Origin of the sequence: Pseudoalteromonas sp. Angola-30, assembly GCF_028599215.1 — a bacterium.
Lineage (GTDB): Bacteria > Pseudomonadota > Gammaproteobacteria > Enterobacterales > Alteromonadaceae > Pseudoalteromonas > Pseudoalteromonas atlantica.
The window spans coordinates 121,957-148,530 of record NZ_JAQREI010000006.1; the positions used below are offsets into that span (position 1 = coordinate 121,957).

Annotated in this window: 24 protein-coding genes; 16 read left to right on the forward strand and 8 right to left on the reverse strand. The window is 42.1% G+C overall.

Annotation, left to right across the window (positions count from 1 at the left end; genetic code table 11):
• Positions 1–56 precede the first annotated feature (56 nt).
• Genes PSH54_RS10165 through PSH54_RS10175 form a run of 3 tightly spaced genes read right to left on the reverse strand, consistent with a single transcriptional unit; the run spans position 57 to position 2,386 of the window.
• Positions 57–1,244 (reverse strand): vWA domain-containing protein, encoded by a 1,188-nt coding sequence (locus tag PSH54_RS10165; protein WP_273606069.1) that lies wholly within the window; start codon positions 1,242–1,244, stop codon positions 57–59.
• Position 1,245: 1 nt separating this feature from the next.
• The gene (locus PSH54_RS10170; protein ID WP_273606070.1) at positions 1,246–2,094 is read right to left on the reverse strand and encodes an AAA family ATPase; all 849 of its coding nucleotides are present in this window, start codon (positions 2,092–2,094) and stop codon (positions 1,246–1,248) included.
• Positions 2,095–2,146: 52 nt separating this feature from the next.
• A complete protein-coding gene (locus tag PSH54_RS10175) occupies positions 2,147–2,386 on the reverse strand; it encodes a DUF1653 domain-containing protein (RefSeq protein ID WP_029774266.1) in 240 nt (79 codons plus the stop codon).
• 60 nt (positions 2,387–2,446) lie between these two features.
• Here PSH54_RS10175 and PSH54_RS10180 point away from each other — a divergent pair, with 60 nt between their 5' ends.
• The 11 genes from PSH54_RS10180 to rpoS all read left to right on the forward strand — a co-directional run bounded on the left by PSH54_RS10180 (position 2,447) and on the right by rpoS (position 10,017).
• Positions 2,447–2,926, forward strand: a complete 480-nt coding sequence (locus PSH54_RS10180; protein ID WP_024033120.1) for a DUF2947 domain-containing protein — start codon at positions 2,447–2,449, stop codon at positions 2,924–2,926.
• Between the two features lie 75 nt (positions 2,927–3,001).
• Positions 3,002–3,631 carry a hypothetical protein gene (locus tag PSH54_RS10185; RefSeq protein WP_024033119.1) on the forward strand — a complete coding sequence of 210 codons (630 nt, stop codon included), beginning with the start codon at positions 3,002–3,004 and terminating at the stop codon, positions 3,629–3,631.
• Positions 3,632–3,661: 30 nt separating this feature from the next.
• The gene (gene ftsB, locus PSH54_RS10190) at positions 3,662–3,949 is read left to right on the forward strand and encodes a cell division protein FtsB (protein ID WP_004586182.1); all 288 of its coding nucleotides are present in this window, start codon (positions 3,662–3,664) and stop codon (positions 3,947–3,949) included.
• Positions 3,939–4,640 carry a 2-C-methyl-D-erythritol 4-phosphate cytidylyltransferase gene (gene ispD, locus PSH54_RS10195; RefSeq protein WP_054982725.1) on the forward strand — a complete coding sequence of 234 codons (702 nt, stop codon included), beginning with the start codon at positions 3,939–3,941 and terminating at the stop codon, positions 4,638–4,640. Before ftsB ends, ispD begins: the two co-directional genes overlap by 11 nt.
• Positions 4,637–5,134, forward strand: a complete 498-nt coding sequence (ispF, locus tag PSH54_RS10200; protein ID WP_273606071.1) for a 2-C-methyl-D-erythritol 2,4-cyclodiphosphate synthase — start codon at positions 4,637–4,639, stop codon at positions 5,132–5,134. Before ispD ends, ispF begins: the two co-directional genes overlap by 4 nt.
• On the forward strand, positions 5,131–6,180 hold the full coding sequence (truD, locus tag PSH54_RS10205; protein ID WP_054982723.1) for a tRNA pseudouridine(13) synthase TruD: 1,050 nt from the start codon (positions 5,131–5,133) through the stop codon (positions 6,178–6,180). Before ispF ends, truD begins: the two co-directional genes overlap by 4 nt.
• Positions 6,161–6,925 (forward strand): 5'/3'-nucleotidase SurE, encoded by a 765-nt coding sequence (gene surE / locus PSH54_RS10210; RefSeq protein WP_248442792.1) that lies wholly within the window; start codon positions 6,161–6,163, stop codon positions 6,923–6,925. Before truD ends, surE begins: the two co-directional genes overlap by 20 nt.
• The gene (locus PSH54_RS10215; RefSeq protein ID WP_004586187.1) at positions 6,915–7,553 is read left to right on the forward strand and encodes a protein-L-isoaspartate(D-aspartate) O-methyltransferase; all 639 of its coding nucleotides are present in this window, start codon (positions 6,915–6,917) and stop codon (positions 7,551–7,553) included. Before surE ends, PSH54_RS10215 begins: the two co-directional genes overlap by 11 nt.
• 9 nt (positions 7,554–7,562) lie before the next feature.
• Entirely contained in the window at positions 7,563–8,141 is a 579-nt protein-coding gene (locus tag PSH54_RS10220) for a YqaA family protein (RefSeq protein ID WP_004586188.1), read from the forward strand.
• 41 nt (positions 8,142–8,182) lie between these two features.
• Positions 8,183–9,007: a peptidoglycan DD-metalloendopeptidase family protein gene (locus PSH54_RS10225; RefSeq protein ID WP_024033115.1), complete on the forward strand. Its 825-nt coding sequence runs from the start codon at positions 8,183–8,185 to the stop codon at positions 9,005–9,007.
• Between the two features lie 35 nt (positions 9,008–9,042).
• Complete coding sequence (gene rpoS, locus PSH54_RS10230) at positions 9,043–10,017, forward strand: RNA polymerase sigma factor RpoS (protein WP_024033114.1); 975 nt, start codon at positions 9,043–9,045, stop codon at positions 10,015–10,017.
• A gap of 131 nt (positions 10,018–10,148) precedes the next feature.
• Here rpoS and mutS read toward each other — a convergent pair whose 3' ends face one another.
• Complete coding sequence (mutS, locus tag PSH54_RS10235; RefSeq protein ID WP_248531623.1) at positions 10,149–12,734, reverse strand: DNA mismatch repair protein MutS; 2,586 nt, start codon at positions 12,732–12,734, stop codon at positions 10,149–10,151.
• Between the two features lie 21 nt (positions 12,735–12,755).
• Between mutS and PSH54_RS10240 the strand changes: the two genes are divergently transcribed.
• Positions 12,756–13,247, forward strand: a complete 492-nt coding sequence (locus tag PSH54_RS10240; RefSeq protein ID WP_273606072.1) for a CinA family protein — start codon at positions 12,756–12,758, stop codon at positions 13,245–13,247.
• A 65-nt stretch (positions 13,248–13,312) separates the two neighbouring features.
• Positions 13,313–14,356, forward strand: a complete 1,044-nt coding sequence (gene recA / locus PSH54_RS10245) for a recombinase RecA (protein ID WP_004586193.1) — start codon at positions 13,313–13,315, stop codon at positions 14,354–14,356.
• Between the two features lie 335 nt (positions 14,357–14,691).
• Here recA and PSH54_RS10250 read toward each other — a convergent pair whose 3' ends face one another.
• Positions 14,692–16,818 (reverse strand): TonB-dependent siderophore receptor, encoded by a 2,127-nt coding sequence (locus PSH54_RS10250; RefSeq protein ID WP_096739201.1) that lies wholly within the window; start codon positions 16,816–16,818, stop codon positions 14,692–14,694.
• A 405-nt stretch (positions 16,819–17,223) separates the two neighbouring features.
• Positions 17,224–18,393, reverse strand: coding sequence for a DcaP family trimeric outer membrane transporter (locus tag PSH54_RS10255; protein ID WP_004586195.1), 1,170 nt, complete (start codon positions 18,391–18,393; stop codon positions 17,224–17,226).
• Positions 18,394–18,811: 418 nt separating this feature from the next.
• Here PSH54_RS10255 and acs point away from each other — a divergent pair, with 418 nt between their 5' ends.
• The 3 genes from acs to PSH54_RS10270 all read left to right on the forward strand — a co-directional run bounded on the left by acs (position 18,812) and on the right by PSH54_RS10270 (position 23,378).
• Entirely contained in the window at positions 18,812–20,752 is a 1,941-nt protein-coding gene (acs, locus tag PSH54_RS10260) for an acetate--CoA ligase (protein WP_273606073.1), read from the forward strand.
• A 104-nt stretch (positions 20,753–20,856) separates the two neighbouring features.
• The gene (locus PSH54_RS10265) at positions 20,857–21,507 is read left to right on the forward strand and encodes a response regulator transcription factor (RefSeq protein ID WP_004586197.1); all 651 of its coding nucleotides are present in this window, start codon (positions 20,857–20,859) and stop codon (positions 21,505–21,507) included.
• 275 nt (positions 21,508–21,782) lie between these two features.
• Complete coding sequence (locus PSH54_RS10270; protein ID WP_273606074.1) at positions 21,783–23,378, forward strand: AbgT family transporter; 1,596 nt, start codon at positions 21,783–21,785, stop codon at positions 23,376–23,378.
• Between the two features lie 144 nt (positions 23,379–23,522).
• Here the strand turns inward: PSH54_RS10270 and purU are convergent, their stop codons facing one another.
• Positions 23,523–24,353, reverse strand: coding sequence for a formyltetrahydrofolate deformylase (purU, locus tag PSH54_RS10275; RefSeq protein ID WP_024033106.1), 831 nt, complete (start codon positions 24,351–24,353; stop codon positions 23,523–23,525).
• Between the two features lie 297 nt (positions 24,354–24,650).
• Positions 24,651–26,537, reverse strand: a complete 1,887-nt coding sequence (locus PSH54_RS10280; protein WP_273606075.1) for a hypothetical protein — start codon at positions 26,535–26,537, stop codon at positions 24,651–24,653.
• Between the last annotated feature and the right edge of the window lie 37 nt (positions 26,538–26,574).

Genomic DNA, 26,574 nt, shown 5'->3' on the forward strand with positions numbered 1-26,574 from the left:
TTATAGGTTCACGCCTGAAGCTCCGCTGCTAGCGCTGAGCTGAGGTAAATTAATATCTAACTCAGCTCTTTTATCGCGTTACTTATTCCATCTAAACTCAGCGGGTACATTCTGTTATCCATCAGCTGCTTAATAAAATCAATGGATTGATAGTACGGCCAGTGTTCAACAGGTTGTGGGTTGAGCCAGGCGACTTTATCAAAGTGATTTGTTATACGTTGCAACCATGCACTGCCGGGTTCTTCGTTGTAGTGCTCTACTGAGCCGCCGGGGTAGGCTATTTCGTAAGGGCCCATAGTGGCATCACCTACAAATATGACCTTGTAGTCGCTGGTAAATTTATTAATCAGCGTCATGGTGTCGATGATGTTTGAATGGCGCCGCGCATTGTCTTGCCAAACGTGCTCGTATAAACAGTTATGAAAGTAGTAAAACTCTAAATGTTTAAACTCACTGTGGGCTGCGCTAAATAGCTCTTCGCAAGTATGAATGTAGTCATCCATTGAGCCGCCAATATCAAACAGCATTAATACTTTTACCGCATTGTGGCGCTCGGGTGCCATTTTTACATCCAGCATGCCGCCTTGTTTGGCGGTAGCGCGAATGGTCTCGTTTAAATCAAGGGTGTCACTTGCGCCTGAGCGGGCAAATTTACGTAATTTTTTAAGGGCGAGTTTAATAGTACGAGAGCCAATTTCGCGATCAGGGTCTAAATTGCGGTATTCGCGCTTATCCCACACTTTTACCGCTTGGCGATTACGGTTACCCTCTTGCCCTATACGCACGCCTTCTGGGTTATAGCCATATGCACCAAAAGGTGATGTACCACCAGTGCCTACCCATTTATTGCCGCCAGCGTGGCGTTTTTGTTGCTCTTCTAAACGCTCTTTTAGGGTTTTCATTAGCTCGTCGAGCCCGCCCATGGCTTTTAGCTGGGCTTTTTCTTCATCGCTTAGGTGTTTTTCAAACTCTTTGCGTAACCAGTCTTTAGGTAAGTTGTGCTGTTGTTTTAAACTTTCGAGCAAATCAAGGTCGGCAATACCGCTAAAGTAGTCGCTGAACGCTTTGTCGAACCGGTCAAAATGGGTTTCGTCTTTTACCATTATGGTGCGGGCTAAATGGTAAAAGCCATCTACATCGGCAAATATAACGCCTTTTTTTAAGGCGTTTATTAAATCGAGTAGCTCGCGCAAGCTTACCGGTAAGCGGTATTTGCGCAGCGTGAAAAAAAACTGTACTAACATGTTAGCGACGGCTCATAAACGCAAGTTTTTCGATGAGGCTTATGTCTTGCTCATTTTTAAGCAGTGCACCAAACATCGGCATTAAGCCGCCTTTTTGGGCTTTATCGTGCAGTGTTTTAGCGTCTATATCTTCGGCCATTAAAAGCTTTAACCAATCCAGTAATTCGCTGGTGGAAGGTTTCTTTTTAAGACCGTTGGCTTCACGTAAGTTAAAAAATACTTCGAGTGCTTGGCGAACTAAATCTTTTTTAACGTTAGGGTAGTGCACATCAACGATTTGCTGCATTTCTTCGCTGCTTGGAAAATCAATATAGTGAAAAAAGCAGCGGCGTAAAAAGGCATCTGGTAGTTCTTTTTCGTTGTTTGACGTGATGATCACAATAGGGCGTTCTTTCGCTACAATGCGCTCGTTAGTTTCGTAAACATGAAACTCCATTTTATCAAGTTCGAGCAGTAAGTCGTTTGGGAACTCGATGTCGGCTTTGTCTATTTCGTCGATTAAAAGCACTGGCCGTTTGCCGTTAAGTTCAGCGTAGTTAAACGCTTGCCACAGTTTACCTTTAACAATGTAGTTGCCAATATTATGTACGCGCTCATCGCCTAATTGGCTGTCGCGTAGGCGCGATACCGCGTCGTATTCGTACAAGCCCTGTTGTGCTTTGGTGGTTGATTTAATGTGCCACTGAATAAGCTCGGTATCTAAGCTTTTAGCAAGCTCTTCAGCCAGCATGGTTTTACCTGTACCTGGCTCACCTTTAATTAATAAGGGTTTTTCAAGCATAATAGCGGCATTTACAGCCTGTTTAAGCGAGCTGCTAGCGATGTAGTTGTCGGTAGAATTAAATTGCACGGGTTCCCCTTGCCTGGTCTGATCAGTGTTGTATGTGATTATAATGCCATAGTTAATCTGCAGCTCCAAGGTAGGCAAAGCGTGGAATAGTGTGTCCATCTTTTTCAACGGTTTCTAAAAACATACTTAGTGGGCGTGCCCACATGCCGTACTCGCCATACAGGGCTTGGTATATAACTAGTTGCTCGTCGGTTTCACTGTGTGTTGCTACGTAAAATACTTTGTATTGTGGGCCTTTGTAGTGTTGATATATCCCTGGTTTGAGGGAAAGCGGTTTTATTGCTGTAGTCATGTTTTGATCTCTTGTATAATTGCGTTTGCTTTTTATTATGCCAAAGAATACACCAACACTATGAATTATATTTCGCTCGATGATCACAAAAAAGCCTGGGTTTTTCGTCATAAAGACCTCCCTGTATCTGAAGAAGACGCTGCGCGTATTAAGCCAATGACGAGCGAACGTGCTGCGGTGCTTTGGAGCACTATGGTGAGCCGCGAGTTCGACCACCCCGATTTTTTTGATAAAACTGATTGGTGCGGTAAAGAAGAAAGCTTTAGCGATGAAGTAAATTGGGAAGATGCGTGGGAAAATGGCGACGAAAGCTTACCGCAAGCCATTTTGGATCATTTAGATTGGCAGGCTAATACCACCGTTTATTTTTGTATGGCACGCGATAACGTTATAGAAACCACCTTTGATGTATTTAAACGTAATTGGCAAAACTTTATGTTTTTAGCTGATGGCAGTTTATTAATTGGTAAAAAGCGTAATACCGTGGTGCAATTTTTAGAAAGCGGCATTGCTAAATTAGGTGAAAAGCCAAGCGCTTAAATTGCCTAGTGCGCTTAAAAAATAGCCGCTATTGTGCTATAAAACAGCTACCTAATTGTTTTTTGAGTATAACTATTGGTAGCGAAGAGTCAGCCACTTGCAGCTCAGCAGCAAGAAATATGGCAAAGTGATGCGCAAAAAGTGCTGTATGCACAATTGTGCAATGCGTTTTATCAGCGAGAGGTACAGCGCTTAGTTGCTGAGCCTAATGCTGATAAACTACGCCGCCAATTAAAAAGCTTACCGTATTATATAGAACGGGCGGCGACTTTGGTTGCCAATGGGAGTTCGCCGTTTACGCTCGACTCACAAAATGGCTCTTGGCTTGAAAAACAAAAGCCAACACCGCCAGAGGTTAACGCTCAGGCAAATGAACTTTTTTATAAAAAATATGCCCAAGTGGGGCTAATAGTGCCGGTGTTAATAAATAGCCATGATCAAGTGAGGCTAAGAATAGACAGCATAGATCAAGTAAGCGACAATAAACTGCACTGTAATGAACTAGGCTGGTTTGATTTTTTTGGCAAGGGCCTAGAGCAAGCAAATGCGCAGTTGGTAAAACCCAGTAAAATGAGTTTAACAGCGGCGTGTTGCGGGCATCAGTGGCAATTTTCAAAACGCTGCGCACCTAGGTTGCTTTCACTTAGAGAAATGTTATTAGCGGGTAATATTAATTGGCGAAATATAAAACGCCCACGAGCCTAATTTTATTTAAAAACGAATAGGGAGTGTTAAATGCGGTTTTTTCAGCTTGGTCTGTTGTGCTTAGCACTGTTTATACAATACCGACTTTGGTTTGGTCATAACGGTGTGCAAGACTATACGCGTTTAAAAGCAGCCGTGGCTTCTCATCAACAAACTAACGAAAAACTAATTAAGCGCAATAAAGTACTTACCGCCGACATAGAAGATTTAAAGCTTGGTCAAGAAGGCATAGAAGAGCGCGCTCGTAACGAATTAGGAATGATTAAACCGGATGAAACATTTATACGTGTTTTACCGGGCAAACAACATGAAAAATAATAATTCAATAGCTGCCATTGTACCCGCTGCCGGCGTAGGCAGCAGAATGCAGCACAGTGCACCTAAGCAGTATATTAAATTGGCAGGAAAAACTATTTTAGAGCACACGCTCTGTAAGCTTTCGCAATTACAAAGCTTAAGCCAAATAGTTGTAGCCGTTAGTCAAACCGACCCTTATTTTGACTCGCTTGCGCACATAGACTCGCGAATTCTACGCGCCAACGGCGGGCAGGAGCGAGCAGACTCAGTGCTTAATAGCTTATTATTTTTAGAAAATAACCCTCCTGAATGGGTGCTGGTGCACGACGCAGCCCGCCCCTTAGTCACTATTAACGATATTGAAACCTTAATAGCGCATTGTATAGCCGACGACGAAGGCGGTATTTTAGCAAGCAAGGTAAAAGACACCATAAAGCGCGGTAACACGCATAGCGAGCAAACCGTACCTCGTGATGATTTATGGCAAGCGCTTACGCCGCAGTTTTTTAAATATGACGAGCTTAAAAATGCGTTGCAACGTGCGCTTTGTGAAGGCGTAACTATTACCGATGAAGCCAGTGCCATTGAGTGGGCAAATAAACCCGTTAAGCTAATTGCAGGGCGCAGCGACAATATTAAAATAACCACGCCGGAGGATTTAGACCTAGCGGGGTTTTTATTAAACAAACAACAAAACGAGCAAGCATTATGATTCGAATTGGCCATGGTTTTGACGTACACAAATTTGGTGGCGAAGGCCCAATAACAATTTGCGGCGAAAAAATAGATTACCCGCAGGGCTTTTTAGCACACTCAGATGGCGATGTTGCTATTCATGCATTATGCGATGCTATTTTAGGCGCGTTGGCAATGGGCGATATTGGTAAGCATTTTCCGGATACGGCGAGCGAGTATGAAAATATAGATAGCCGTATTTTACTTCGCCATGTTGTAGGCCTTGTCAAAGAGCAAGGTTATGTACTGGGCAATGGCGATGTCACTATTGTGGCGCAGGCTCCTAAAATGTTGCCACACATCCACGCTATGCGCTCTAATTTAGCCAGCGATTTAAATTGCGAGCTTTCACAAATCAATGTTAAAGCGACCACCACCGAAAAGCTCGGCTTTGAAGGGCGTAAAGAAGGTATTTCTAGCCATGCGGTGGTTATTATGAGCAAAGCGCCTGAGAGTACAGCAAGCGCATGAGCGATTTAAATTACCTATACGGTGCACCGCTTTCAAAAGCAGATTTTAAAACCGTTGCTGAAGATTTTATGGTTGATGAAGACCTCGGCATAGAATTTACCGGCAGTGGTGAGCATGTATGCTTACAGGTCGTTAAAAAAGGTGAAAACACGCAATATGTGGCCAAGTTAATTGCACAAAAGGCTGGAGTGTCACCGCGCGAAGTAAGCTATGCTGGCATGAAAGACCGCCACGGCGTGTGTAGCCAATGGTTTAGCGTAAAAGTACCCATTAAAAAGCATATTGATTTTAGTGAACTCAATAGCGACAGCATTTTTGTGGTTTCGCAACAGCGCCACGAACGCAAATTACGCACCGGTTGCCACAAAGGAAACCGATTCACTATTACGCTTCGTAATGTAACCCAGCCGCTTGATATTTTATGTCGCATTAATGCCGTGCGTGCTGGTGTGCCTAACTACTTTGGCGAGCAGCGCTTTGGCCGCGATGGGCATAATTTAGTTATGGCCGAAAAAATGTTTGCCGGCGAGCGCATTCGCGATAAAAAACTACGCGGTATTATTATCTCCGCTGCCCGTTCACATGTATTTAATCAAATAGTGAGCTTACGTGTTAAAGAGCATGGGTTAGCTAAAACCATGCACCGTGAAGTATTTATGCTAAGCGGTAGTAACGCATTTTTTGAAGATGCAATAAGCGATGAAAACATAGCACGTTTAGCCTCTGGCGATATTATGATGTCGGCTCCAATGGTTGGTAAAAGTGAAAAGGGCTTAACTGATCAAGAAAAAATATGGCTAAAACCATACCAAGCATGGTGTGAGGGCTTAGGCGAATTAGGTCTTAAAAATGAGCGCCGTATGCTGCGCCTCATTCCGCAAGATTTAACCATAGAAACACTAGACGAAACGACTTTAAAATTAAGCTTTGGATTGCCTAAAGGGTGTTTTGCTACCGCACTTTTACGTGAGCTGGTGGATTACACCGATGCAAGCCCTAATGAGCGAAAAGAAAAGGACAGTCAAAATGAAGATACTGCTAAGTAACGACGACGGTGTAAACGCTAAAGGGATTGCTGTTTTATACCAGGCTCTTACGCAAATTGCTGATGTAACCCTTGTAGCCCCTGATCGTAACTGTAGTGGTGCCAGTAACTCGTTAACGTTAATAAACCCACTGCGCTCTACCACGCTTGAAAACGGCTTTATATCGGTTAATGGCACGCCTACTGATTGTGTTCATTTAGGGGTTAATCAGTTAGTAGATGAAACGCCTGATTTAGTCGTAGCAGGTATTAACCACGGCGCTAATTTGGGCGATGATACATTGTATTCAGGCACTGTGGCAGCGGCGACCGAAGGGCGCCATTTAGGCTTGCCTGCTATTGCCGTGTCGCTTTGCTCGCACCGTGGTGAGCACTTTGAAACCGCAGCAGCTGTGACCGTTAACATAATTAAAGGGCTGGCATCGCACCCACTGCCTAAAGATCAAATTATCAACGTAAATGTACCCGATATTCCTCTAACTGAGCTAAAAGGGGTGCAAGTTACGCGTTTAGGTGCTCGACATAAAGCCGAAACCATGACCAAACAAACGGACCCATGGGGGCGTGATATTTTTTGGTATGGCTCGCTTGGTATTGAAAGCGATGCCGGAGAGGGCACTGATTTTTACGCTGTTAATAATGGCTATGCTTCAGTTACACCGTTAAGCGTTGATATGACAGCAAAAGAAAGTATTGAAGCGGTTGGGCAGTGGTTAGCTGAAATGGAGATAAACCGTGCTGGCTAATTACTCGCGCAGTGCTATTGCGCTTTCTAAGCTATTAGAACAAGAAGGGGTAGAAGACAAACAGGTATTAAAAGCCATTGCAGATATACCACGTCATGCCTTTATTGATGATGTACTAAAACACAAGGCGTACGAAAATACGGCGTTGCCAATAGGGCAAGGGCAAACTATTTCGCAGCCTTATATTGTGGCGCGTATGACCGAGCTGCTTCATTTGGCTGGCGTACGCGACAAAGTGTTAGAAATTGGCACAGGCTCTGGCTATCAAACCGCAGTGTTAGCCAAGTGTTTTAATAAGGTGTATTCGGTCGAGCGTATAAAAGCACTGCAATGGCAGGCTAAACGCCGTTTACATCAACTTGATTTATACAATGTAACCATGAAACACGCAGATGGCTGGCAAGGCTGGCAATCGCAGGCCCCGTTTAATGGTATTATAGTTACCGCGGCCGCATCAAAAGTACCTCAAGACTTACTTGCACAACTAGCTGATGGCGGTGTACTTCTTGCTCCCATTGGTGAGCAAGAACAAAAATTAACCATGGTTATTCGCCAAGGCGATAGCTTCACAGAGCATGTTATTGCACCAGTACGGTTTGTCCCTCTCGTCCCTGGTGATATTGAATAGGAACTCACGTTGAAATTGTTTACTAAGTTATACGATATGGCCCTAGTGTGGGCAAAACACCGCTTTGCTGAGCGCTATTTAGCAGCCATGAGCTTTGCTGAGTCTGTTTTTTTTCCGGTACCACCGGATGTAATGCTTGCTCCTATGTCGCTTGCTCAGCCAAGTAAAGCGTGGCGCTTTGCAAGCTTTGCAACAGTTGCTTCAGTACTTGGGGGGATTGTAGGTTACTTTTTAGGTTACTGGTTATTTGAGCCTGTTGTACAGCCCTTTATTGAGCAGATGCACTGGCAAGAAAAGTTTGAAACAGCGCTTACATGGTTTAAAGAGTATGGCGTGTGGGTGGTATTTTTAGCGGGCTTTTCACCTATCCCTTATAAGGTATTTACTATTGGTGCAGGGGTATTACAAATGGCATTTTTACCATTTTTAATAGCGTCTGCCGTTGGCCGTGGTGCGCGTTTCTTTTTAGTTTCTGCTTTAATGAAGTGGGGCGGGGTTAAAATGGAGCAAAAATTACGTCAATATGTTGAAGTACTTGGCTGGGGTTTAGTTATATTAATAGCGGTTGCTTACTTTTTATTACGCTAACAAACAAAAGTAGTACTTTTTAAATTTCGGAGCAAAACACCTTGAATAGTCAGTACGCATTATATGTAATTGTATTTATTGTTGTTTTGCTTTCGGGGTGTTCATCTCGCCATATACCTGCTCCAGTTAGTAGCCTCAATACTAATGTTAATGACTTTCAAAAAGGCATTAACATTAATGGCAATAAATACACAGTACAAAAGGGGGATACTTTATATTCCATTGCCTTTAGTGCAGGGCAAGATTTTAGGTCGCTTGCAAAAAACAATTCAATTCCATCACCTTACGTTATTTATCCTGGGCAAGTTGTTTCGCTTGCAGCCACCACTAGCCATGCGCTTGCTAGCAATTCACCCGTTAAACAAAAAATAACATCCACTAAAATAAAACAAAAAACTAACAAAAAATTAAAGAAAAATCTTGATCAGCCGAAACAACGAGAGTATGTTCGAAAACAAGCCAATGAAATAGTTAGTAATGCTAAACCTTCGTCGAGCAGTAAAGTAAAGTGGTTTTGGCCTGCAAAGGGCAAAGTGACTAAACGCTTTTCTAATAAGGAAAACGGTTACAAGGGTTTACAGATTACTAACCGTACAGGGGCTTCAGTTTTAGCCGCAGCACAAGGAACGGTGGTGTATGCGGGTAATGCGCTTCGAGGGTACGGTAATTTAATCATTTTGAAACATAATGATGATTACCTAAGTGCTTATGCACATAACTCTAAACTACTTGTTAGAGAAAAGCAGAAAGTTAAGGCAGGACAAAAAATAGCAGAAATGGGCAAGTCAGAATCTTCGGTCACTGCGCTTCGTTTTGAAATTCGCTACCGTGGGCAAGCTGTCAATCCTGCTAAATACCTTCCCTAATTTTTAGGTATTGATAATTGCTCGGGAGAAGGCTTATGGCTAACGCAGCAAAACTTGACAAAAACACCACCGACGAAAAATTTGATGACACCGCAGTAGAAGAAACTGCAGCATTACTTGAAGAGGTTGATAACGAAGAAGAGATATTTGCAAAAGAGGAAGTAACTAAAAACCTTGATGCAACCCAACTTTATTTAGGAGAAATTGGTTTTTCTCCCCTACTTAGCGCTGAAGAAGAAGTCTTTTTTGCCCGCAAATCGCTACGTGGATGTGAAGCATCTCGCAAGCGTATGATTGAAAGTAACCTACGTTTAGTTGTAAAAATTGCCCGCCGTTATAACAACCGAGGATTAGCACTTCTAGATTTAATTGAAGAAGGTAACCTAGGTTTAATTCGCGCTGTTGAAAAGTTTGACCCAGAGCGCGGTTTTAGATTTTCGACTTATGCAACGTGGTGGATACGCCAAACAATTGAACGCGCCATTATGAATCAAACGCGCACAATTCGCCTGCCAATACATGTAGTTAAAGAATTAAATGTTTACTTGCGTACAGCACGCGAGCTGACACAAAAGCTAGACCATGAGCCAACTGCTGAAGAAATTGCTGAAAGCTTAGGTAGACCCGTAGAAGACGTAACTAAAATGCTACGCTTAAACGAGAAAATTGCCTCAGTTGATATGCCAATTGGCGGTGAGAACGACAGCGCACTGTTAGACATTATTGCCGATGAAAAAAGCGCAGGCCCTGAGGGCGAAGTTCAAAACAATGATATTAACAAACATATTGTTGATTGGTTAGGTGAGTTAAACCCTAAACAACGTGAAGTATTAGCGCGTCGCTTTGGTTTACTTGGCTATGAGCCATCAACACTTGAAGATGTTGGCCGTGAAATTGGTTTAACGCGAGAGCGCGTAAGACAAATTCAGGTAGAAGCATTACGTCGTTTAAAAGATATTTTACAACAAGAAGGGTTAAGCACAGAAAGTTTGTTTGACCAGTTCTCGTAACTCCCTTTTATATGTCTATGTGTTTAAAAGCTGAAGGATAAAACCTTCAGCTTTTTTTATGTCTTACGACCCCCAAGAAATACTATTTACAGTGTTATCAGCCTCTTAACCACCGCTCAAGTTACCTATATTCAAAGTAGTGCTTTTAATTTATAAAGAAGTTCGTGTGCTTGACGCGGCGATAGGTTATCAGGGTCAATGGCACCGAGCTGCTCCTCAACCTCTGAAGGCTCAGGCGCAGGTAACTCATTAGCAAATGAAAACGCCTGCTGCTCAGCATTAGGCGCTGTTACACTTTGGTGGTTTTCGAGCAGTTTAAGCTTTTGTTTTGCTTGGGCTATCACGGCTTTAGGCACGCCGGCAAGCGCTGCGACCTGTAAGCCAAAGCTTTTACTTGCTGCACCATCAAGCACAGTATGCATAAATGCAATGGTGTCGTTGTGCTCTATGGCATCTAGGTGTACATTCACCAGCCCGGTTTTTTGCTCGGCAAGTTCCGTTAATTCAAAGTAGTGCGTAGCAAATAATGTTTTAGCAGATATTTTTTGTGCCAGATGATCAGCCGTTGCATAAGCAAGTGACAAGCCATCGTAGGTACTGGTGCCTCTGCCTATTTCATCCATTAATACCAAAGATTGCGCAGTTGCATTATTTAATATTGTGGCAGTTTCGGTCATTTCTACCATAAAAGTAGAGCGACCAGAGGCTAAATCGTCGCTTGCACCAATGCGAGTAAATATACGGTCAATATTACCAATTTTTGCACTATCAGCAGGGACATAACAGCCAATATGCGCCATCAATACGATAAGTGCTGTTTGGCGCATATAGGTTGATTTACCACCCATGTTTGGACCGGTGATAATCAACATTTTACGCTGGCTATTTAGCTCCACAGGGTTGGCAATAAAAGGTTCTTTCATTACTTGCTCTACCACAGGGTGGCGACCTTGTTTAATGCTTATATTGTCATCATCGCATAGCTGTGGTTTAGCATAATTAAGCGTTTGTGCTCGCTCTGCTAAGTTATTCAATACATCTAAATCAGCTAATGCGCCAGCCATCATTTGAAGCTGTTCAATATGCGGGGCTATAAACTCAAATAGCTCTTCATATAATTGTTTTTCAAGCGCAAGAGCTTTTGATTGGCTGCCAAGCACTTTGTCTTCGTGCTCTTTTAGTTCAGGTATTATGTAACGTTCATTATTTTTAAGCGTTTGGCGGCGAATATAATCAGCAGGTACTAAGTGTGAATTTGCACGACTTACCTCGATAAAAAAGCCATGTACCTTGTTATAGCCAATTTTTAATGTGCTGATCCCGGTGCGCTCGCGCTCTCTAAGTTCTAGTTGCTCAAGTATATCGGTAGCGCCTTTACTCAAGTTTCGCCATTCATCGAGTTCGCTGTTGTAGCCTGGTGCAATAACGCCCCCATCACGAATCAGTACTGGTGGGTTATCAATAACAGCACGCTCAAGTAAAGCTTGTAGTTCAGGCAGCTCTGGAGAGTGGCGAACAATGCTAGCGATACGCTCATCATTAGCATCGTTTAATAAAGCATGCAGTGGTGCGAGTGCTTGTAGGGCACTGCGCAGTCGGGTTAAATCGCGCGGGCGTGCAGTGCATAAAGCAAGTCGTGCTATTACGCGCTCTATATCACCAATTTCTTTTAATGAGTCGTGTAACTCGCCATATAATTGCACATCTAAAATAGCGCTAATGGCATTTAAACGTGAGTTAAGCTCATTTTTATTACGCACAGGTGTATGAATGCGGCGTTTAAGTAAACGCGACCCCATGGCCGTGGCGGTTTTATCAAGTACCTGCGCTAAGGTGTTTTCAAAGCCGCCCGATAAATTAACGGTTAGTTCTAAATTTTTGCGCGTTGCCGCATCTAATATAACTGCGTGCTCGTTATGCTCAAGCGTAATAGCGCGAATGTGAGGGAGCGCAATACGTTGTGTATCTTTTACGTATTGCATTAAACAACCCGCAGCGACCAAAGCCGCATGCGCTTTATCTACACCAAAACCAACTAAATCTTTGGTGCCAAACTGCTCGCACAGTAAGTGTTGCGCGGTGTCTAGGTCAAACTCCCACTCAGGGCGTCGGCGTGCCCCTTTTATATGCTCAATTAAATGTGTGTTTTCAAAGCTTTCACAGTATAAAAGCTCAGCGGGTGCTAAGCGCTGTAAGGTTGAAGTAAATGCTTCGTCGGTGTTAACTTCAACTACGTTGAAGCGCCCTGAATTTATATCAAGGTAGGCAATACCGTATAGCCCTTTTTTATTTTGCCATACGCTAGTGAGTAAGTTATCTTGGCGTTCTTGCAATAGCGCTTCATCTGAAATAGTACCCGGTGTAACGATACGTACGACTTTGCGCTCTACTGGCCCTTTACTGGTTGCAGGATCGCCAACTTGCTCACATATAGCAACCGATTCGCCCATTTGCACTAAACGAGCTAAATAGTTTTCTACTGCATGATAAGGGACACCCGCCATAGGGATAGGATCGCCGCCGGCTTTACCGCGATGCGTTTGCGAAATATCGAGTAGTTGGGCCGCGCGTTTAGCGTCGTCAAAAAAGAGTTCATAAAAATCCCCCATACGATAAAACAATAAAATATCGCGATGCTCTGATTTTATTTTTAGATACTGCTGCATCATAGGGGTTTGTTGTTTTATAGTGTGCGGTGCATAAAGATCAAACGACATGTATTTACCCAAAGGCTGAATATGGAATTACATCAAGAGATTAAAACACTTGCTGCGCAATTGGGCGTTATTTTAACGGATAAACGCTTATGGATCACTACCGCTGAATCATGTACTGGTGGCGGAGTGAGTTATGCGCTTACAGATACGCCAGGTAGCTCAGGTTATTTGGGCCGCGCATTTGTTACTTATAGTAATGAAGCTAAGCATGAACTGCTTAATGTGGCCAATACTACGCTAGAGCAATTTGGTGCGGTGAGTGAGCAAACAGTAAAAGAGATGGCTTTTGGTGCCGCAAGCGTTGCCAAAGCTGATGTTGCCGTGGCAATTTCGGGCATTGCTGGGCCAGGTGGCGCTACGTCCGATAAACCAGTTGGCTTTGTGTGGTTTTGCATACAAATTGCCAATGAACAATTTACGTTTAAGCAAATATTTAACGGCGATAGAGCACAAGTTAGAATGCAAGCTATTGAATTTGCATTGAAAAATACGATCGAGAAGATAAAATTATAAATTTCACTTGATACTGTGATTTCATACAGTATACTTGTTCGCATTAGCCGGATTTGGAGAACAGAATGAACGATAATAAACAAAAAGCGCTGGACGCTGCACTATCACAAATTGAGCGTCAATTTGGTAAAGGATCAATTATGAAACTGGGCGATAACAAAGCCCTAAATATTGATGCTGTATCTACAGGCTCACTTGGGATTGATATTGCTTTAGGCATAGGTGGTTTGCCTATGGGGCGTATTGTTGAAGTGTATGGCCCTGAGTCTTCAGGTAAAACAACGCTTACTTTGCAAGTTATCGCGCAGGCTCAAAAAGAAGGCAAAACATGTGCCTTTGTTGATGCTGAGCATGCTCTTGATCCGGTATACGCACAAAAGTTAGGTGTTAACATTGATGAGCTGTTAGTGTCTCAGCCAGATACCGGTGAGCAAGCGCTAGAAATTTGTGACATGTTAGTACGTTCAAGTGCTGTAGATGTTGTTATTGTCGATTCTGTTGCAGCGCTTACACCAAAAGCTGAAATTGAAGGCGACATGGGCGACTCGCACATGGGCTTACAAGCACGTTTAATGTCGCAAGCACTACGTAAGCTTACAGGTAATATTAAACGCTCAAATACGCTATGTATTTTCATTAACCAAATTCGTATGAAAATTGGTGTAATGTTTGGTAACCCTGAAACAACAACCGGTGGTAACGCACTTAAGTTTTACGCATCAGTGCGTATTGATATTCGTCGTATTGGCTCTGTTAAAGAAGGCGATGAGGTAGTCGGTAACGAAACCCGCGTTAAAGTAGTTAAAAACAAAGTTGCACCACCGTTTAAACAAGCTGAATTCATCATTATGTATGGTGAAGGTATTTCTAAACAAGGTGAGTTAATTGATTTAGGTGTTAAGCACAAAATTGTTGAAAAAGCAGGTGCTTGGTACAGCTACAACGGCAATAAAGTAGGCCAAGGTAAATCAAACTCTATTAAGTTTTTGAAAGAAAACGTAGAAATTGCAGATGAAATTGAAGGTAAGTTACGTGATATGTTGCTATTAAAAGCAACGGTTGAGCCAGAAGATGGCGAAGACGTATTAGGCGCTGAGTCTGACCTTTAAGTGTAAACGTTCTCTAAGCTTGATTTGACCCGAGCTTTAAAAGGCGCTAACCAGCAATGGTTAGCGCCTTTTTGTGTTTAATGCACGCTAAAACTATAACCTTACAGGCTTTAATAGATGCAGTTTAAATAGCACTTAGCCATATTTATAGTGATGCTGGCTAACAAGTTCGCGTTTTAATTGAGGCGCGTAATAAAAGATGGTATTGCTAGTACTTTGCATAAGGTAGATAGCGCAAGGAGGGGGGATATGCGCTTTAACTAAAAGGGGCTTAAAACAAAAACGGCACTAAAAAGTGCCGTTTAATTTTAAAAGCCGTACTTTAAAAAAGCGACTTATAGCTGCCAGTTTACAGATAGCGCGTAGTTACGCGGCGCACCGTAATAACCTTGAGCCCAGTATAGGCTGTGTAGGTATTTTTCATCTGTGGTGTTATTGACGTTAAAAGTAACCCCAACGTTTTCTGTAATTTTGTAGTTAGCCATTAAATCAAGAATACCGTAAGCATCTTGGTTCGTGGTTACAAGTGCAGCGCCGGTTGCATCTTCAACTTGTACGCGGCTAACCGAGTCTTGCCAACGATAATTTGCACCAAATGTTAAGCCTTCAACAAATGGTACTTGGTAAGTTGCAGCCAGTTTTAGCTGATTCTCTGGCGTGTAATCTTCAACTAAATCATCACCATCAATACTTAAATTACTAAAGCTGATGCTTGCACTTAAATCCTCGGTTACTTTACCACTTAATTCAATTTCAAAACCGTCGCTGGTGATACCATCAGCACCATAATAACGAGTATCGCTTGGTAATGAATCAGGTAATGCAACAGCTAGGTTTTCTTGTTTTGCATCAAAGTAAGCAAAGGTTACAAATACTTGATCGTCTAAAAGCTGTGCTTTTAAACCAATTTCGCTACTTTTACCTGTAATTGGCGCCAATTGCTCGGCATTAATATCAAGCTCTTTTTGTGGCACAAAGGTCTCTGTGTAACTTGCATAGGCTGAAAGCGATTCATTAAAGTCATACACAGCCCCCACATACGGGATAACTTCGCTGTCGTTACGTGTTTGTTCAACACCATAAGCAGTGCCGGATGTTTCCCAATCAGTGTAACGTACACCTGCTAACACGCTTAGCGGAGCGCTTAATTTAATGCGAGTAGACATATAAGCTGATTGCTGTTTGTTTTCTATGTCACTGCCATTTAAGCCATCAGCAAGGGTTGCTTCAGGTACTACGCCATCCCACGTATCAAGCGAAGGCATTGCTGGGAAGCCGTTGCCCGTGGTGTAATCGTAAAGCGACTGCTCGTTGTAATCCATTTTTGCTTGGCTAACACCAAATGACAGGTCGTGTTCTTGGCCAAATAAATCAAATTTACCGCTGGCGTATAAATCAAATAAATCGTGCTTATCTTCGTAGTCGTAACGGCTTGCGTAACCGGTTAAACCAAGGCCAGTTTCGCTATCTGGTGTGCCATATACGTAAAATAGTTCTGAGTCTTGCTCGTTTTCTATATGTGCGTAACGCGCTGTTGCAACCCACGTAGCCGATAGGTTTTGCTCAAGTGTTACATATACTTGCTCTGCGCTGTTGTCCCAGTAAGACCAATCAGATGCCGTACTTGTAGAGGCGTCGTAGTTTGTTGCTGTGCCATCGGTGTAATAAAGAGGGAGTGCGCCCCAAAGTGGGCTATCGGCATCTTTTTGTTGGTTAACATAGTTGATGCTTAATGTCGTGTCGTCGGTTAGCTTGCCTTCGTAAGCAAGATAAGCAATTGTTTTATCTGTTTCGTAACGATCTAGGTATGACTCCGCTTTTTGCTTGGTAAATACGGCGCGTACAGCGTGGTCGTCGTTAATTGGCGTTGAAACATCTACCTCTAAACGCTTGTTGTTCCATGAACCATACGATGCAGATGCATGCGCTTGAGTTATGTAAGTTGGTTTTTTTAATACCATATTTACGGTTGCAGATGGGTTACCTGCGCCAGTCATAAGGCCGTTTGCACCACGTACAATTTCTACACGGTCGTAAATAGACGTATCTAAAGTGCCCTGAATAGAGCCTGAGCTTTGAGGGATGCCTAAACCATCAACCTGAAAGTTTGTTATTTCAAAGCCACGGGCTTTAAAATAAGTACGGTCAGTTTCTATTTGTTCTACAGTTACACCGGGGGTGCTCTCTAGCACTGAGTTAATATCATCTAGTGAAAAATCATCCATTAAAGCGCGAGAAACAACAGAAATACTTTGTGGGGTTTCTTTGATTGTTAGGCCTAATTTTGTAGCAGATTGCGCATCTTCTGTGATGTAGTTTTTATGATGCTGGCCATACACTGCTATTTTTTCTAATGAGTCATCTGTATTTGTTGTAGTTTCTTGTGCAAATGCATGACCAGATAAAACAAGTGAAGTAATAAGGCTTAGCTTAGATAAACGCAAAATTTGTTGGGACGACATGTGTTTTTCCAATAGGTTCAAAAAAGAAGTGTATAACATAATCTAAATGAGAGTGATTTTCAATAACATGCTTGTTGTTTGTGCAAAATAATTAATAGTTATCCGAAATTGTGGGAATTTAGTGGATTTTAGCAACTAAATAGCCGCTTAGTTTAGCGCTAAGGTAATACTCCTTAATCGCAAAGAGGGGGCTATTTCTGTACAAACTTTTATCTGAGCTCTTCCAAATGCTGCTATTTTAGCTTGTTTAATCGCTAACCGTCTTTAATTTACTGAAAATCTCAGACAAAAAAGCACCCTTAAATACCATTACTATCACAGTACTATTAAACCTTTTAAGCAGAGTTCACGTTGTATAGCTAAAAAAAGCGGCCTAAGCCGCTTTATTGTGATCACTATGTTTAATTAAAAATTGTATTTTACAGAAAATTGTAAGCGCTCTAAATCGCCGTCAATACCACTTTCTGTTTCGCGCTCGGCATGTTTAAACTCTGCACCAAATGTTAAACGCTTAACCGGTGAGTATAAAATGTTTGCACTAAAGCTTTGGCTTGATTCAACAGGGTCGCCTGATATTGTTAATAGATCGGTGTTGTTGTCAGCACTAAAGAAAGAATATAAGAAAGTTGAGCGCCACTGGCTTGTCCATTTATGTTGATAAGCAACAAAACCAGATGTTGAGTCTATTGCATCTAGTTCATCGCCATTAAGCACTGCACCATGGGCAACATTTAAGCCCACGTAACGGCCAAGGCCTTTACCTTGAGTAAGCATAAATTTAAGGTAGTCTTCGCCAAAATTTACACGGCCCGAAGCGCTAATACCAAACGAGGTTTCATCAGCGTCAACATCGCCTACTTTATAAGTAAGTTGGCGAGCAAGTGCTGCAACTACAAAGTTACCCCAATCGGCATTGTGTGTGTAGCGCGCAGTAAAATCAGGAAGTGACGCATCATCTGTTTCTACGCGAGCGCCACCTTGAGTGGTAATTGTGCTTTCTGGGTTTTCTAGTGAGAACGACCAAGCACCGGTTGTGTACTTAATTTGTGTTTGGCGAACAAAAACAGTGCCTTCAGCAGGGCCTACAAAATCAAGTGTTTCTGCAAGTGCACCCACGTTTTGAAAGTTTGACCATGTTTGACCAAATAACCAGCCATCGTAAGTTACAAATGCATGGCGAATACGTGGCGCATAAGAGTTTGATACGCGCTCGTTACCGCCAGGGGCTGAAGCTAAAAAGTCTAACTCAATTTTAGTTTTAACTGTTTTACCGTTATCCATTAACGTTGACGTACCAAAGTTAAAACGTGACTCACGTGCATGCATATCAAATACGGCATCCGAATCATCGTCATCGCCTACTGGCAGTGTGCTTGGTACGTAAAAATCACGCCCTACATTCGAGCCATCAGGAGCGCCTGCAGAGTAATCACTCCACATTGTATCTAGCTTAATGTATCCGCCGTAAGTAAATTCGGTGTTACCTACTTTAGCTGCAGTTGCCGCATAAGCCGTGCTTGTTAAAGCACATAATACAGCACTCGCTGCAAGAGTTTTTAATGGGGTAAATTTCATTGTGGTGTCCTTTAAAGGCTACTTGTTGTTTGTTGCTTTTTAAACGTTCAAATGTATTACTTGCTACAGGTATTACTTACGAATAAAAATTTATTTATCTTGCATCACGCTATGAGTTCGTTAAATAAGTGTTTAACTTGCATGGCTGCATCATTATTTTAATGTCCGAAAACCACTTTTAAATATGTGCAAAATTTACTCAATTACCTATTGGTCTATAAGACGAAGGTTTAAGAGTAATTCAATGGCCACTTACTTATATTTAACATACTGTATTTCTATGTAAAAAAGTCATGAGCGGCGAGATTATAAACCACAAAATGTTAATTAGAAGGGTTGTACAACTAAGGTCTAATACTTAATAAAGTACTGCTGAGTAATCCTTTAATCATGGCAAGTTATTAAAATGGAGACTGAGATGTCACAAAGTATCTATCCTGTTCCTGCACATATTGAAAAAACGACGTTAGTTGATAACGAAAAATATAATACACTCTACAAACAGTCGATTGATGACCCACAAGGGTTTTGGCGTGAACATGGCCAGCGCTTAGATTGGTTTACTCCGTATACTAAAGTAAAAAACACCTCATTTGATAAAGGCCATATCGATATAAAATGGTACGAAGATGGCGTTTTAAATGCCTCTTATAACTGTATTGACCGCCATTTAAAAACCAAAGCCGATAAAGTTGCGCTTATTTGGGAAGGAGACAACCCAAACCAAAGTGAAAACATTACCTACCAACAATTACATGATGAAGTGGCGCGCTTTGCTAATGGTTTAAAAAAACTGGGCGTACAAAAAGGTGACCGAGTTGCTATTTATATGCCGATGACGCCGCAAGCCATTTACGCCATGCAGGCCTGTGCACGTATAGGTGCTATTCACTCGGTTGTATTTGGTGGTTTTTCTCCCTCAGCCATTGCAGATCGAATTAAAGATTCAGGCGCTAAAGTGGTGATCACATCCGATGAAGGCCGCCGAGCTGGTAATTGTGTTCCTTTAAAAGCGAATGTTGATGAAGCCGTAGCACAAGAGTCGGTGGCAAGCATTGAACACGTTATTGTACATCAGTTAACCGGTGGCGAAGTTGATTGGAACGAGCACGATATTTGGTGGCATGAGCTTGTAGCCGACCAACCGGCGCAGTGCGAACCGGAGCCAATGAATGCAGAAGATCCACTCTTTATTTTATATACTTCGGGCTCTACTGGCCAACCAAAAGGGGTTGTGCATACTACAGGGGGTTACTTAGTTTACTCATCAATGACCCACGAATACGTATTTGATCTACAAGAGGACGACGTATATTGGTGTAGCGCCGATGTAGGTTGGATCACCGGCCACAGCTATATTGCTTATGGCCCACTGGTTAATGGCTGTACGCAAGTGGTATTTGAAGGTGTGCCTACCTACCCAACCGCAGGGCGCATGGGTGAGGTGATTGATAAGCACGGCGTAACCATTTTATATACTGCACCAACCGCTATTCGAGCGTTAATGGCCAAAGGCGATGAGCCAACCGCGTCATCTAATCGTCAAAGTTTACGCATTTTAGGCTCAGTGGGTGAACCCATCAACCCTGAAGCATGGACGTGGTATTACGAAAATATAGGTAATGCTAATTGCCCAATCGTAGATACGTGGTGGCAAACCGAAACGGGCGGCATTATGATCACCCCGCTGCCTGGTGCTACCCAAACTAAACCAGGCTCAGCAACGCATCCGTTTTTTGGTATTGCGCCGGCTCTATTTGATGCAGAGGGTAATACACTTGAAGGTGCCGTTGACGGTAATTTAGTGATATTAGATAGCTGGCCTTCACAAGCGCGTACTGTTTATGGCGACCACGAACGTTTTGAACAAACCTATTTTAGTGCTTACCCCGGTGTTTACTTTACAGGTGACGGCTGTCGTCGTGATGAAGATGGCTATTACTGGATCACAGGGCGTGTTGATGACGTGCTTAATGTATCAGGGCATCGCTTAGGCACCGCTGAAATAGAAAGCGCGCTAGTAGCTCACGAAGCTGTAGCAGAGGCCGCCGTAGTCGGTTATCCGCATGATATTAAAGGCCAAGGTATTTATGTTTACATTACGCCAAATGAAGGCGTTACTGTAAGTGATGAGCTGACAACTCAAGTCCGTAATTGGGTACGTAAAGAGCTAAGCCCAATAGCTTCCCCTGATATGATTCAATGGTCGCCAGGCCTACCAAAAACGCGTTCAGGTAAGATTATGCGTCGAATTTTACGTAAAATAGCCGCAAATGAACATCAACAGCTAGGGGATACATCAACACTTGCAGACCCAACCGTGGTAGATGAGCTCATAGAAAACCGATTAAATCGTTAAATGCGCGTTAAAAACTTGATTACAAGTTGATTCTAAACGTAGTATATCGGCTGTCAGTAAGTACTTTATACCTTATTGGCAGCCGAATTTATTAGGAGCGAACCATGAGTCAGTTTTTAATAGCGGATGATCATCCGTTATTTCGCGAGGCACTAAAAGGAGCATTAAGTGCTAAGTTTGACGATTTAGAGGTATTTGAATCATCAGATTTTGACAGCACACTGCAAGTGCTTAGCGAACAAGAAGATCTTGATATATTACTGCTAGATTTACATATGCCAGGTAATGGCGATTTATATGGCCTGATCCGCATTCGCGAAGACTACCCAAGCTTACCCATAGCGGTTGTCTCAGGAAGTGAAGACATAAACATAGTGTCTAAGGTAATGGGTTATGGCGCAATGGGCTTTATTCCTAAGTCATCATCTTCAGATGATATTGCTAATGCTATAAACCAAATACTAGAAGGCGATACGTGGCTTCCAAAAGAGTTAAAAAATAAAGTAGCCGAAATAGAAGGAGAAGACAGAGAAATTGCCGCGCAGGTTGCATCGTTAACGCCGCAGCAATATCGTGTATTGCAATACCTTCATGAAGGGTTACTAAACAAACAAATAGCCTACGAACTACATATTTCTGAGGCAACAGTCAAAGCACACATTACTGCAATTTTTAGAAAACTTGGCGTTTATAACCGTACCCAAGCCGTTCTTATTGCAGCTAAATTACAACTAGAACCAATAGAGCAAGCTTAAAATATTAAAAGCGCTAAAATTTGTTTATCGTTTAGGCAAAGCCGTGCCTAGCTAATGTGCTTATTGCCAGTTAATAGGTGATAAGCGCTTAAAAATACCAGATATTCGCTGCTCTGGGTGATATGGCAAGACTGAAAAAACTTCAATCCACAAAAGCCAATACACTCAAGCAGCGCTTTTTAAACTTAAAACCTACACGTCATTTACCTTTTATACATGATCTCTTTTGCAAACAATGCTAGGTTAGCGCAATTTTGTAATTTATAGAGCCAAGTATGACAGACTCCACACACTCACCTAATAATCAACCTAAAGACAATAACGGCTTATTTAATCGCTTTTTAGCAACCGTTGAGTTTTTAGGAAATATGCTTCCTCATCCCATTACTTTATTTGCGATATTTGCGGTTTCAATTGTGCTAATAAGTGGTATTGCCGATTGGTTTGGGCTAAGCGCAATTGACCCAAGACCGATTGGGGCAGCAGGGCGTGCGCCTGATGGAGTAATTGAAGTTGTTAGTTTACTCAGTGCTGAGGGGCTACAGCGTATTATGGCTGGCCTGGTTACTAACTTTACCGGTTTTGCGCCTTTAGGCACTGTATTAGTGGCACTACTTGGGGTAAGTGTTGCAGAGCATTCAGGGCTACTCTCTGCTGCTATGCGTGGCATGGTTATGGGCGCGTCAAAGCGTTTAGTTACCTTTATGGTGGTGTTTGCTGCCATAATGTCTAACACAGCTTCTGAGCTTGGCTATGTGGTGTTAATTCCGCTTGCAGCCATGATATTTCATAGTTTGGGGCGCCACCCTTTAGCTGGCTTAGCGGCTGCATTTGCCGGTGTTTCTGGCGGCTATAGCGCTAACTTACTACTTGGCACAATAGACCCATTATTAGCAGGTATAACTACGCCTGCAGCACAAATGATTGACCCAACGTACGAGGTTGGCGCCGAGGCTAACTGGTATTTCATGATGATATCAGTATTACTTATTGCCGCACTGGGTACACTCGTAACCGAAAAAATAGTAGAGCCACGCTTAGGTAAATATAACCCCGATGAAGCCAGTATCGACTTGTCACAAAACAATATTGATACACTTACCACGTTAGAAAAAACCGGTCTAAAATGGGCGGGCGTTACTTTATTAGTGGTGCTGTCGTTATTTGCTTGGACGATTATTCCTGCCGATGGCATTTTACGCCACCCAGAAACAGGCCAAGTGGCAGGCTCGCCTTTTTTAAAAGGAATAGTCGCAATTATATTTGTAACTTTTAGTGTGCCAGGCTTTGTTTATGGGCGTGTTGTTGGCAGCATGAAAAACGATAAAGACATTATTAACGCAATGAGCAAAAGCATGAGCTCAATGGGTTTATATATAGTATTAGTATTTTTTGCAGCCCAGTTTGTGGCCTTTTTTAAATGGACTAATTTAGGCACTATTTTGGCAATTAATGGTGCAGCACTATTACAAGCGTTAAACCTTACTGGCCCAGAAGTATTTGTATTGTTTATATTAATGTGTGCAATGGTTAACTTGAGTTTAGGCTCGTCATCGGCGCAGTGGGCGATTACAGCCCCTATTTTTGTGCCTATGCTTATGCTTATTGGTTACGCGCCAGAAACCATTCAAGCGGCGTATCGTATTGGTGACTCTGTGACTAACTTAATCACCCCAATGATGAGCTATTTTGGCTTAATTTTAGCGGTGGCAGTTAAATATAAAAAAGACATGGGTATAGGAACGTTAGTGGCCACCATGCTGCCATACAGTATTGTGTTTTTTATCGGTTGGGTCATATTATTTTACGTATGGGTGTTTGCTTTAGGCTTGCCAGTAGGGCCTGAGTCACCTATTTATTACACACCTTAATGGTGGATGCCAATTTACAATTAATTACGGTGTTGGATAAAACACAGCACAGCTAATATCTGACTCTAATTAAGCTGTTAGGCATAAAAAGCCAGCAAAAGGGGGAAACCCTGTTGCTGGCTTTATAGTATGTAAAAAGGGGTCTTAGCTAAATACCACGGTTTTATTACCGTTAATAAATAGTTTGTGTTCAGAAGCTAGCTGTAAGGCTTTACTAAACACGGTTTTTTCTACGTCTTTACCCATTTTAGCCATCATTTCAGCGGTGTTAGCGTGCGTTACGCTGGTGACGTCTTGTAAAATAATAGGGCCTTCATCTAGCTCATTATTTACAAAGTGAGCCGTAGCACCAATAATTTTTACGCCGCGCTCAAATGCTTGATGATAGGGTTTAGCGCCAATAAAGGCCGGTAAAAACGAGTGGTGAATATTAATAATTTTGTTCTCAAAGCGACCCACAAACTCAGGACTTAGTATGCGCATGTATTTTGCCAAGCCAATAATGTCAGGGTTATAAGAGGCAATTAAATCACCTACTTTTTCATCATGCTCGGCGCGACTTAGGCCTACGTGCGAAACAACATGAAAAGGCACATCAAAGCCTTTTGCTAATGGCTCTAAATCTGGGTAGTTGGCAATTACAGCTAATACTTCAATATTTAACGCTTGCTCAAACTGTTTAAGTAATACAGACCCTAAGCAATGTGCTTCTTTTGTTGCAAGCAGTACCACTTTAGTTTTTGTATCATCATGTAGAGCAAGTTGTGCACCCTCAGGTAATAAAGCGCGTAATTGCGATAAAAAGTCACTTTGTGGCTCGCCGGTTAGTTCAGTGCGCATAAAAAAGCGCTTGGCGTCTTTATCTACAAATTCGTTATTACGTGTAATATTTAAATTGTGCGCGTGGCAAAGCCCTGTAATTTTGGCAATTAGGCCTACATCGTCGGCACATTGGGTGGTTAGTATATAGCTCATTTTCCTCATTCTTACCCAGTTTATAATTGCTTCATTATTTGGTTTTTAACGCATAAAGCAAGGGGTTTATGCGTAAATTTAGAATTAATCGGTCAAATAGGTATAAATGATTCAATAAAGTGAAGGACAATTAAAAATACGTTAATAATAAGGCAGATAAACACCATAAATTTTAACAAGCTGGTATTTAAAAAAGGTTTAGCGGTAAGTATTTAGTGCGCGCACGGTTTGTAACCTAGTTGCCTAGATTACAAACCGCGGCGCAGTTTAGCTTTTACAAATATAGCAAAGCGATTATTAAGCTTTAGGCTCTGGTGTTAAGTTCTCTTCTTGCCTTAGGTAACCTGCGGCCTCTTCATCCTCTTTTGTTATTGCTTGCTGAGTAGGTATTGCACGGGTTTGTTGGTTTAATTGATGTATTTGCGATGCATTGCCTAAATCGCGCTCACTGGTAATTGAAGCAATCGATTCGCGGTCTTTTAGAAAGGCAATTACATCATTTTTAATGGCTTGTAATTGACCTTCATCTTTGTGCATTTCCATTATATGGCGAGGATGCTCAAGGTTTTTCATACCGGTGGCAGCAAACGTGCTCGTAATAACACGAGAGACAATGACCCATGGCGTGATACTGCTGCGCACTAAGGTGTTTTCTGAGCGAGTGCTGTCGTGAATACCTGTACCCGTTGAAATTTTAGATTCGGTAAATGTACCTTCGCACTTAAAGTACACAAGTAATGATTCAAACTGCATTTCGGCAAAAAATAAATGAGCACAGTTAGCCAATAAACGAGCAAAGGCTTTAATAATCACTGCTATTATTAAAATATGAACACTGCTCATTAGTAAGCTACTAAACTGTATAACGTTTTGATTATTAAACGCTTGCTGTAAATTATTAATATTAGCGCTATCTATGTAGTAATAAATATCTATTAATGAATAGGCTAACCACACCGTTAATGCTAACGCCACAATATAAAGTAAATTAGCACTGATTAGCGCGACTAATCTGGCTAGGGTAAAGTTTTTACCTAGCTCCATAGCATGTAGTTTAGGCTGAACCTCTTGAATCATTTCGCCTTTAAAACCGCCTTTACCTTCTATTTGCTCTTGCAGTTTTGGGTCTAGCTCGCGGTAAACTCTATTAGGCACTTCTTTGTAGCGTCTATTTGCCATGACAAGATTATCAAGGTTTATAAATACTTCATCAGGGTGAACAGACTCTTGCCAGTTTTCACGTAATTCTGACACTTCGGCGGTAGGGGTCACTGCGTTTAAGCGTGCTTTGATCATTGTAAATACTAATGCGCAGCTTAACGTTGCTAATATAATAATGGCAATGAGGTATATGCCAGCATGCAAGTTTGGCAGTTGTGCCATCCACGCGTCTATTTCTTGTTTGCTGATATGTTGCTCTTGCATTAGCCATGACATAGAAAGGCCAATAACAATAGGCAAAATAAACGACAACGAAATAATTTTAGCTAATGTACCGCCTCCCAGCGCTTCAATGTTTCTTTCAGCATTGCGAGAGATAGGTTTGCTACTTGAGCGCCAAGAAAAAAGCACATAAAACATTAAAATAGCACTGTAAACCGGAAAGGCCAATTCGCCAGCTTCCCCAGTAAAGCCCGACAGCGAAACAAACGCTACAAGCCCATAAGCAACTAAAGCAACAAGCGTGCTCACCCATGAGCCAAATAATCGCTGCGCTACATTTCGAATTGGGTAAGGTAAAAATAACAGTTTGGGAATTAAGCTGTGTAACAAACGAGATAAAAATCCGTTAGGCTCTTTAAAGGTACTGTTTTTACGACCAACCAGCATTTCTTCGAGTGATTGGGCGTTATAGGCTACTTCTTTTTTTTCTTCTTGCGCGGTAGAGCTCTCAGACTTACTAAAATTATACGCAAGCGATGTAGGGTGGTTTCTACCTACAAAGTATTTTAAGGTGGCATAAATACCTGACGATAAAGAGCGAATACCCAGCGCTAAAATAAACATGCCAAATAGCATTAAAATCCAGCCTGCGGTGGTACTTTCTTTCACCGAGCTTGCAGCTATAACAAGTAAACTTACGCCTGCTACCGACTCAATAATACCTCTTAGCGCCGTTACTTTACCTTCCAACTTAAAGGGGTTTTTTAACCCAAGATCAATAGAACCATAATCAAATGCCATTGTATGCTCCTTGTAAACAGCACATTATTTAAGGGGG

Bases quoted from the DNA above. Each gene is read 5' to 3' on its own strand.
- PSH54_RS10165 (WP_273606069.1), bottom strand. From the start codon at position 1,244: ATGTTAGTACAGTTTTTTTTCACGCTGCGCAAATACCGCTTACCGGTA.
- PSH54_RS10175 (WP_029774266.1), bottom strand. From the start codon at position 2,386: ATGACTACAGCAATAAAACCGCTTTCCCTCAAACCAGGGATATATCAA.
- PSH54_RS10180 (WP_024033120.1), top strand. From the start codon at position 2,447: ATGAATTATATTTCGCTCGATGATCACAAAAAAGCCTGGGTTTTTCGT.
- ftsB (WP_004586182.1), top strand. From the start codon at position 3,662: ATGCGGTTTTTTCAGCTTGGTCTGTTGTGCTTAGCACTGTTTATACAA.
- ispD (WP_054982725.1), top strand. From the start codon at position 3,939: ATGAAAAATAATAATTCAATAGCTGCCATTGTACCCGCTGCCGGCGTA.
- ispF (WP_273606071.1), top strand. From the start codon at position 4,637: ATGATTCGAATTGGCCATGGTTTTGACGTACACAAATTTGGTGGCGAA.
- truD (WP_054982723.1), top strand. From the start codon at position 5,131: ATGAGCGATTTAAATTACCTATACGGTGCACCGCTTTCAAAAGCAGAT.
- surE (WP_248442792.1), top strand. From the start codon at position 6,161: ATGAAGATACTGCTAAGTAACGACGACGGTGTAAACGCTAAAGGGATT.
- rpoS (WP_024033114.1), top strand. From the start codon at position 9,043: ATGGCTAACGCAGCAAAACTTGACAAAAACACCACCGACGAAAAATTT.
- mutS (WP_248531623.1), bottom strand. From the start codon at position 12,734: ATGTCGTTTGATCTTTATGCACCGCACACTATAAAACAACAAACCCCT.
- PSH54_RS10240 (WP_273606072.1), top strand. From the start codon at position 12,756: ATGGAATTACATCAAGAGATTAAAACACTTGCTGCGCAATTGGGCGTT.
- recA (WP_004586193.1), top strand. From the start codon at position 13,313: ATGAACGATAATAAACAAAAAGCGCTGGACGCTGCACTATCACAAATT.
- PSH54_RS10250 (WP_096739201.1), bottom strand. From the start codon at position 16,818: ATGTCGTCCCAACAAATTTTGCGTTTATCTAAGCTAAGCCTTATTACT.
- PSH54_RS10255 (WP_004586195.1), bottom strand. From the start codon at position 18,393: ATGAAATTTACCCCATTAAAAACTCTTGCAGCGAGTGCTGTATTATGT.
- acs (WP_273606073.1), top strand. From the start codon at position 18,812: ATGTCACAAAGTATCTATCCTGTTCCTGCACATATTGAAAAAACGACG.
- PSH54_RS10265 (WP_004586197.1), top strand. From the start codon at position 20,857: ATGAGTCAGTTTTTAATAGCGGATGATCATCCGTTATTTCGCGAGGCA.
- PSH54_RS10270 (WP_273606074.1), top strand. From the start codon at position 21,783: ATGACAGACTCCACACACTCACCTAATAATCAACCTAAAGACAATAAC.
- purU (WP_024033106.1), bottom strand. From the start codon at position 24,353: ATGAGCTATATACTAACCACCCAATGTGCCGACGATGTAGGCCTAATT.
- PSH54_RS10280 (WP_273606075.1), bottom strand. From the start codon at position 26,537: ATGGCATTTGATTATGGTTCTATTGATCTTGGGTTAAAAAACCCCTTT.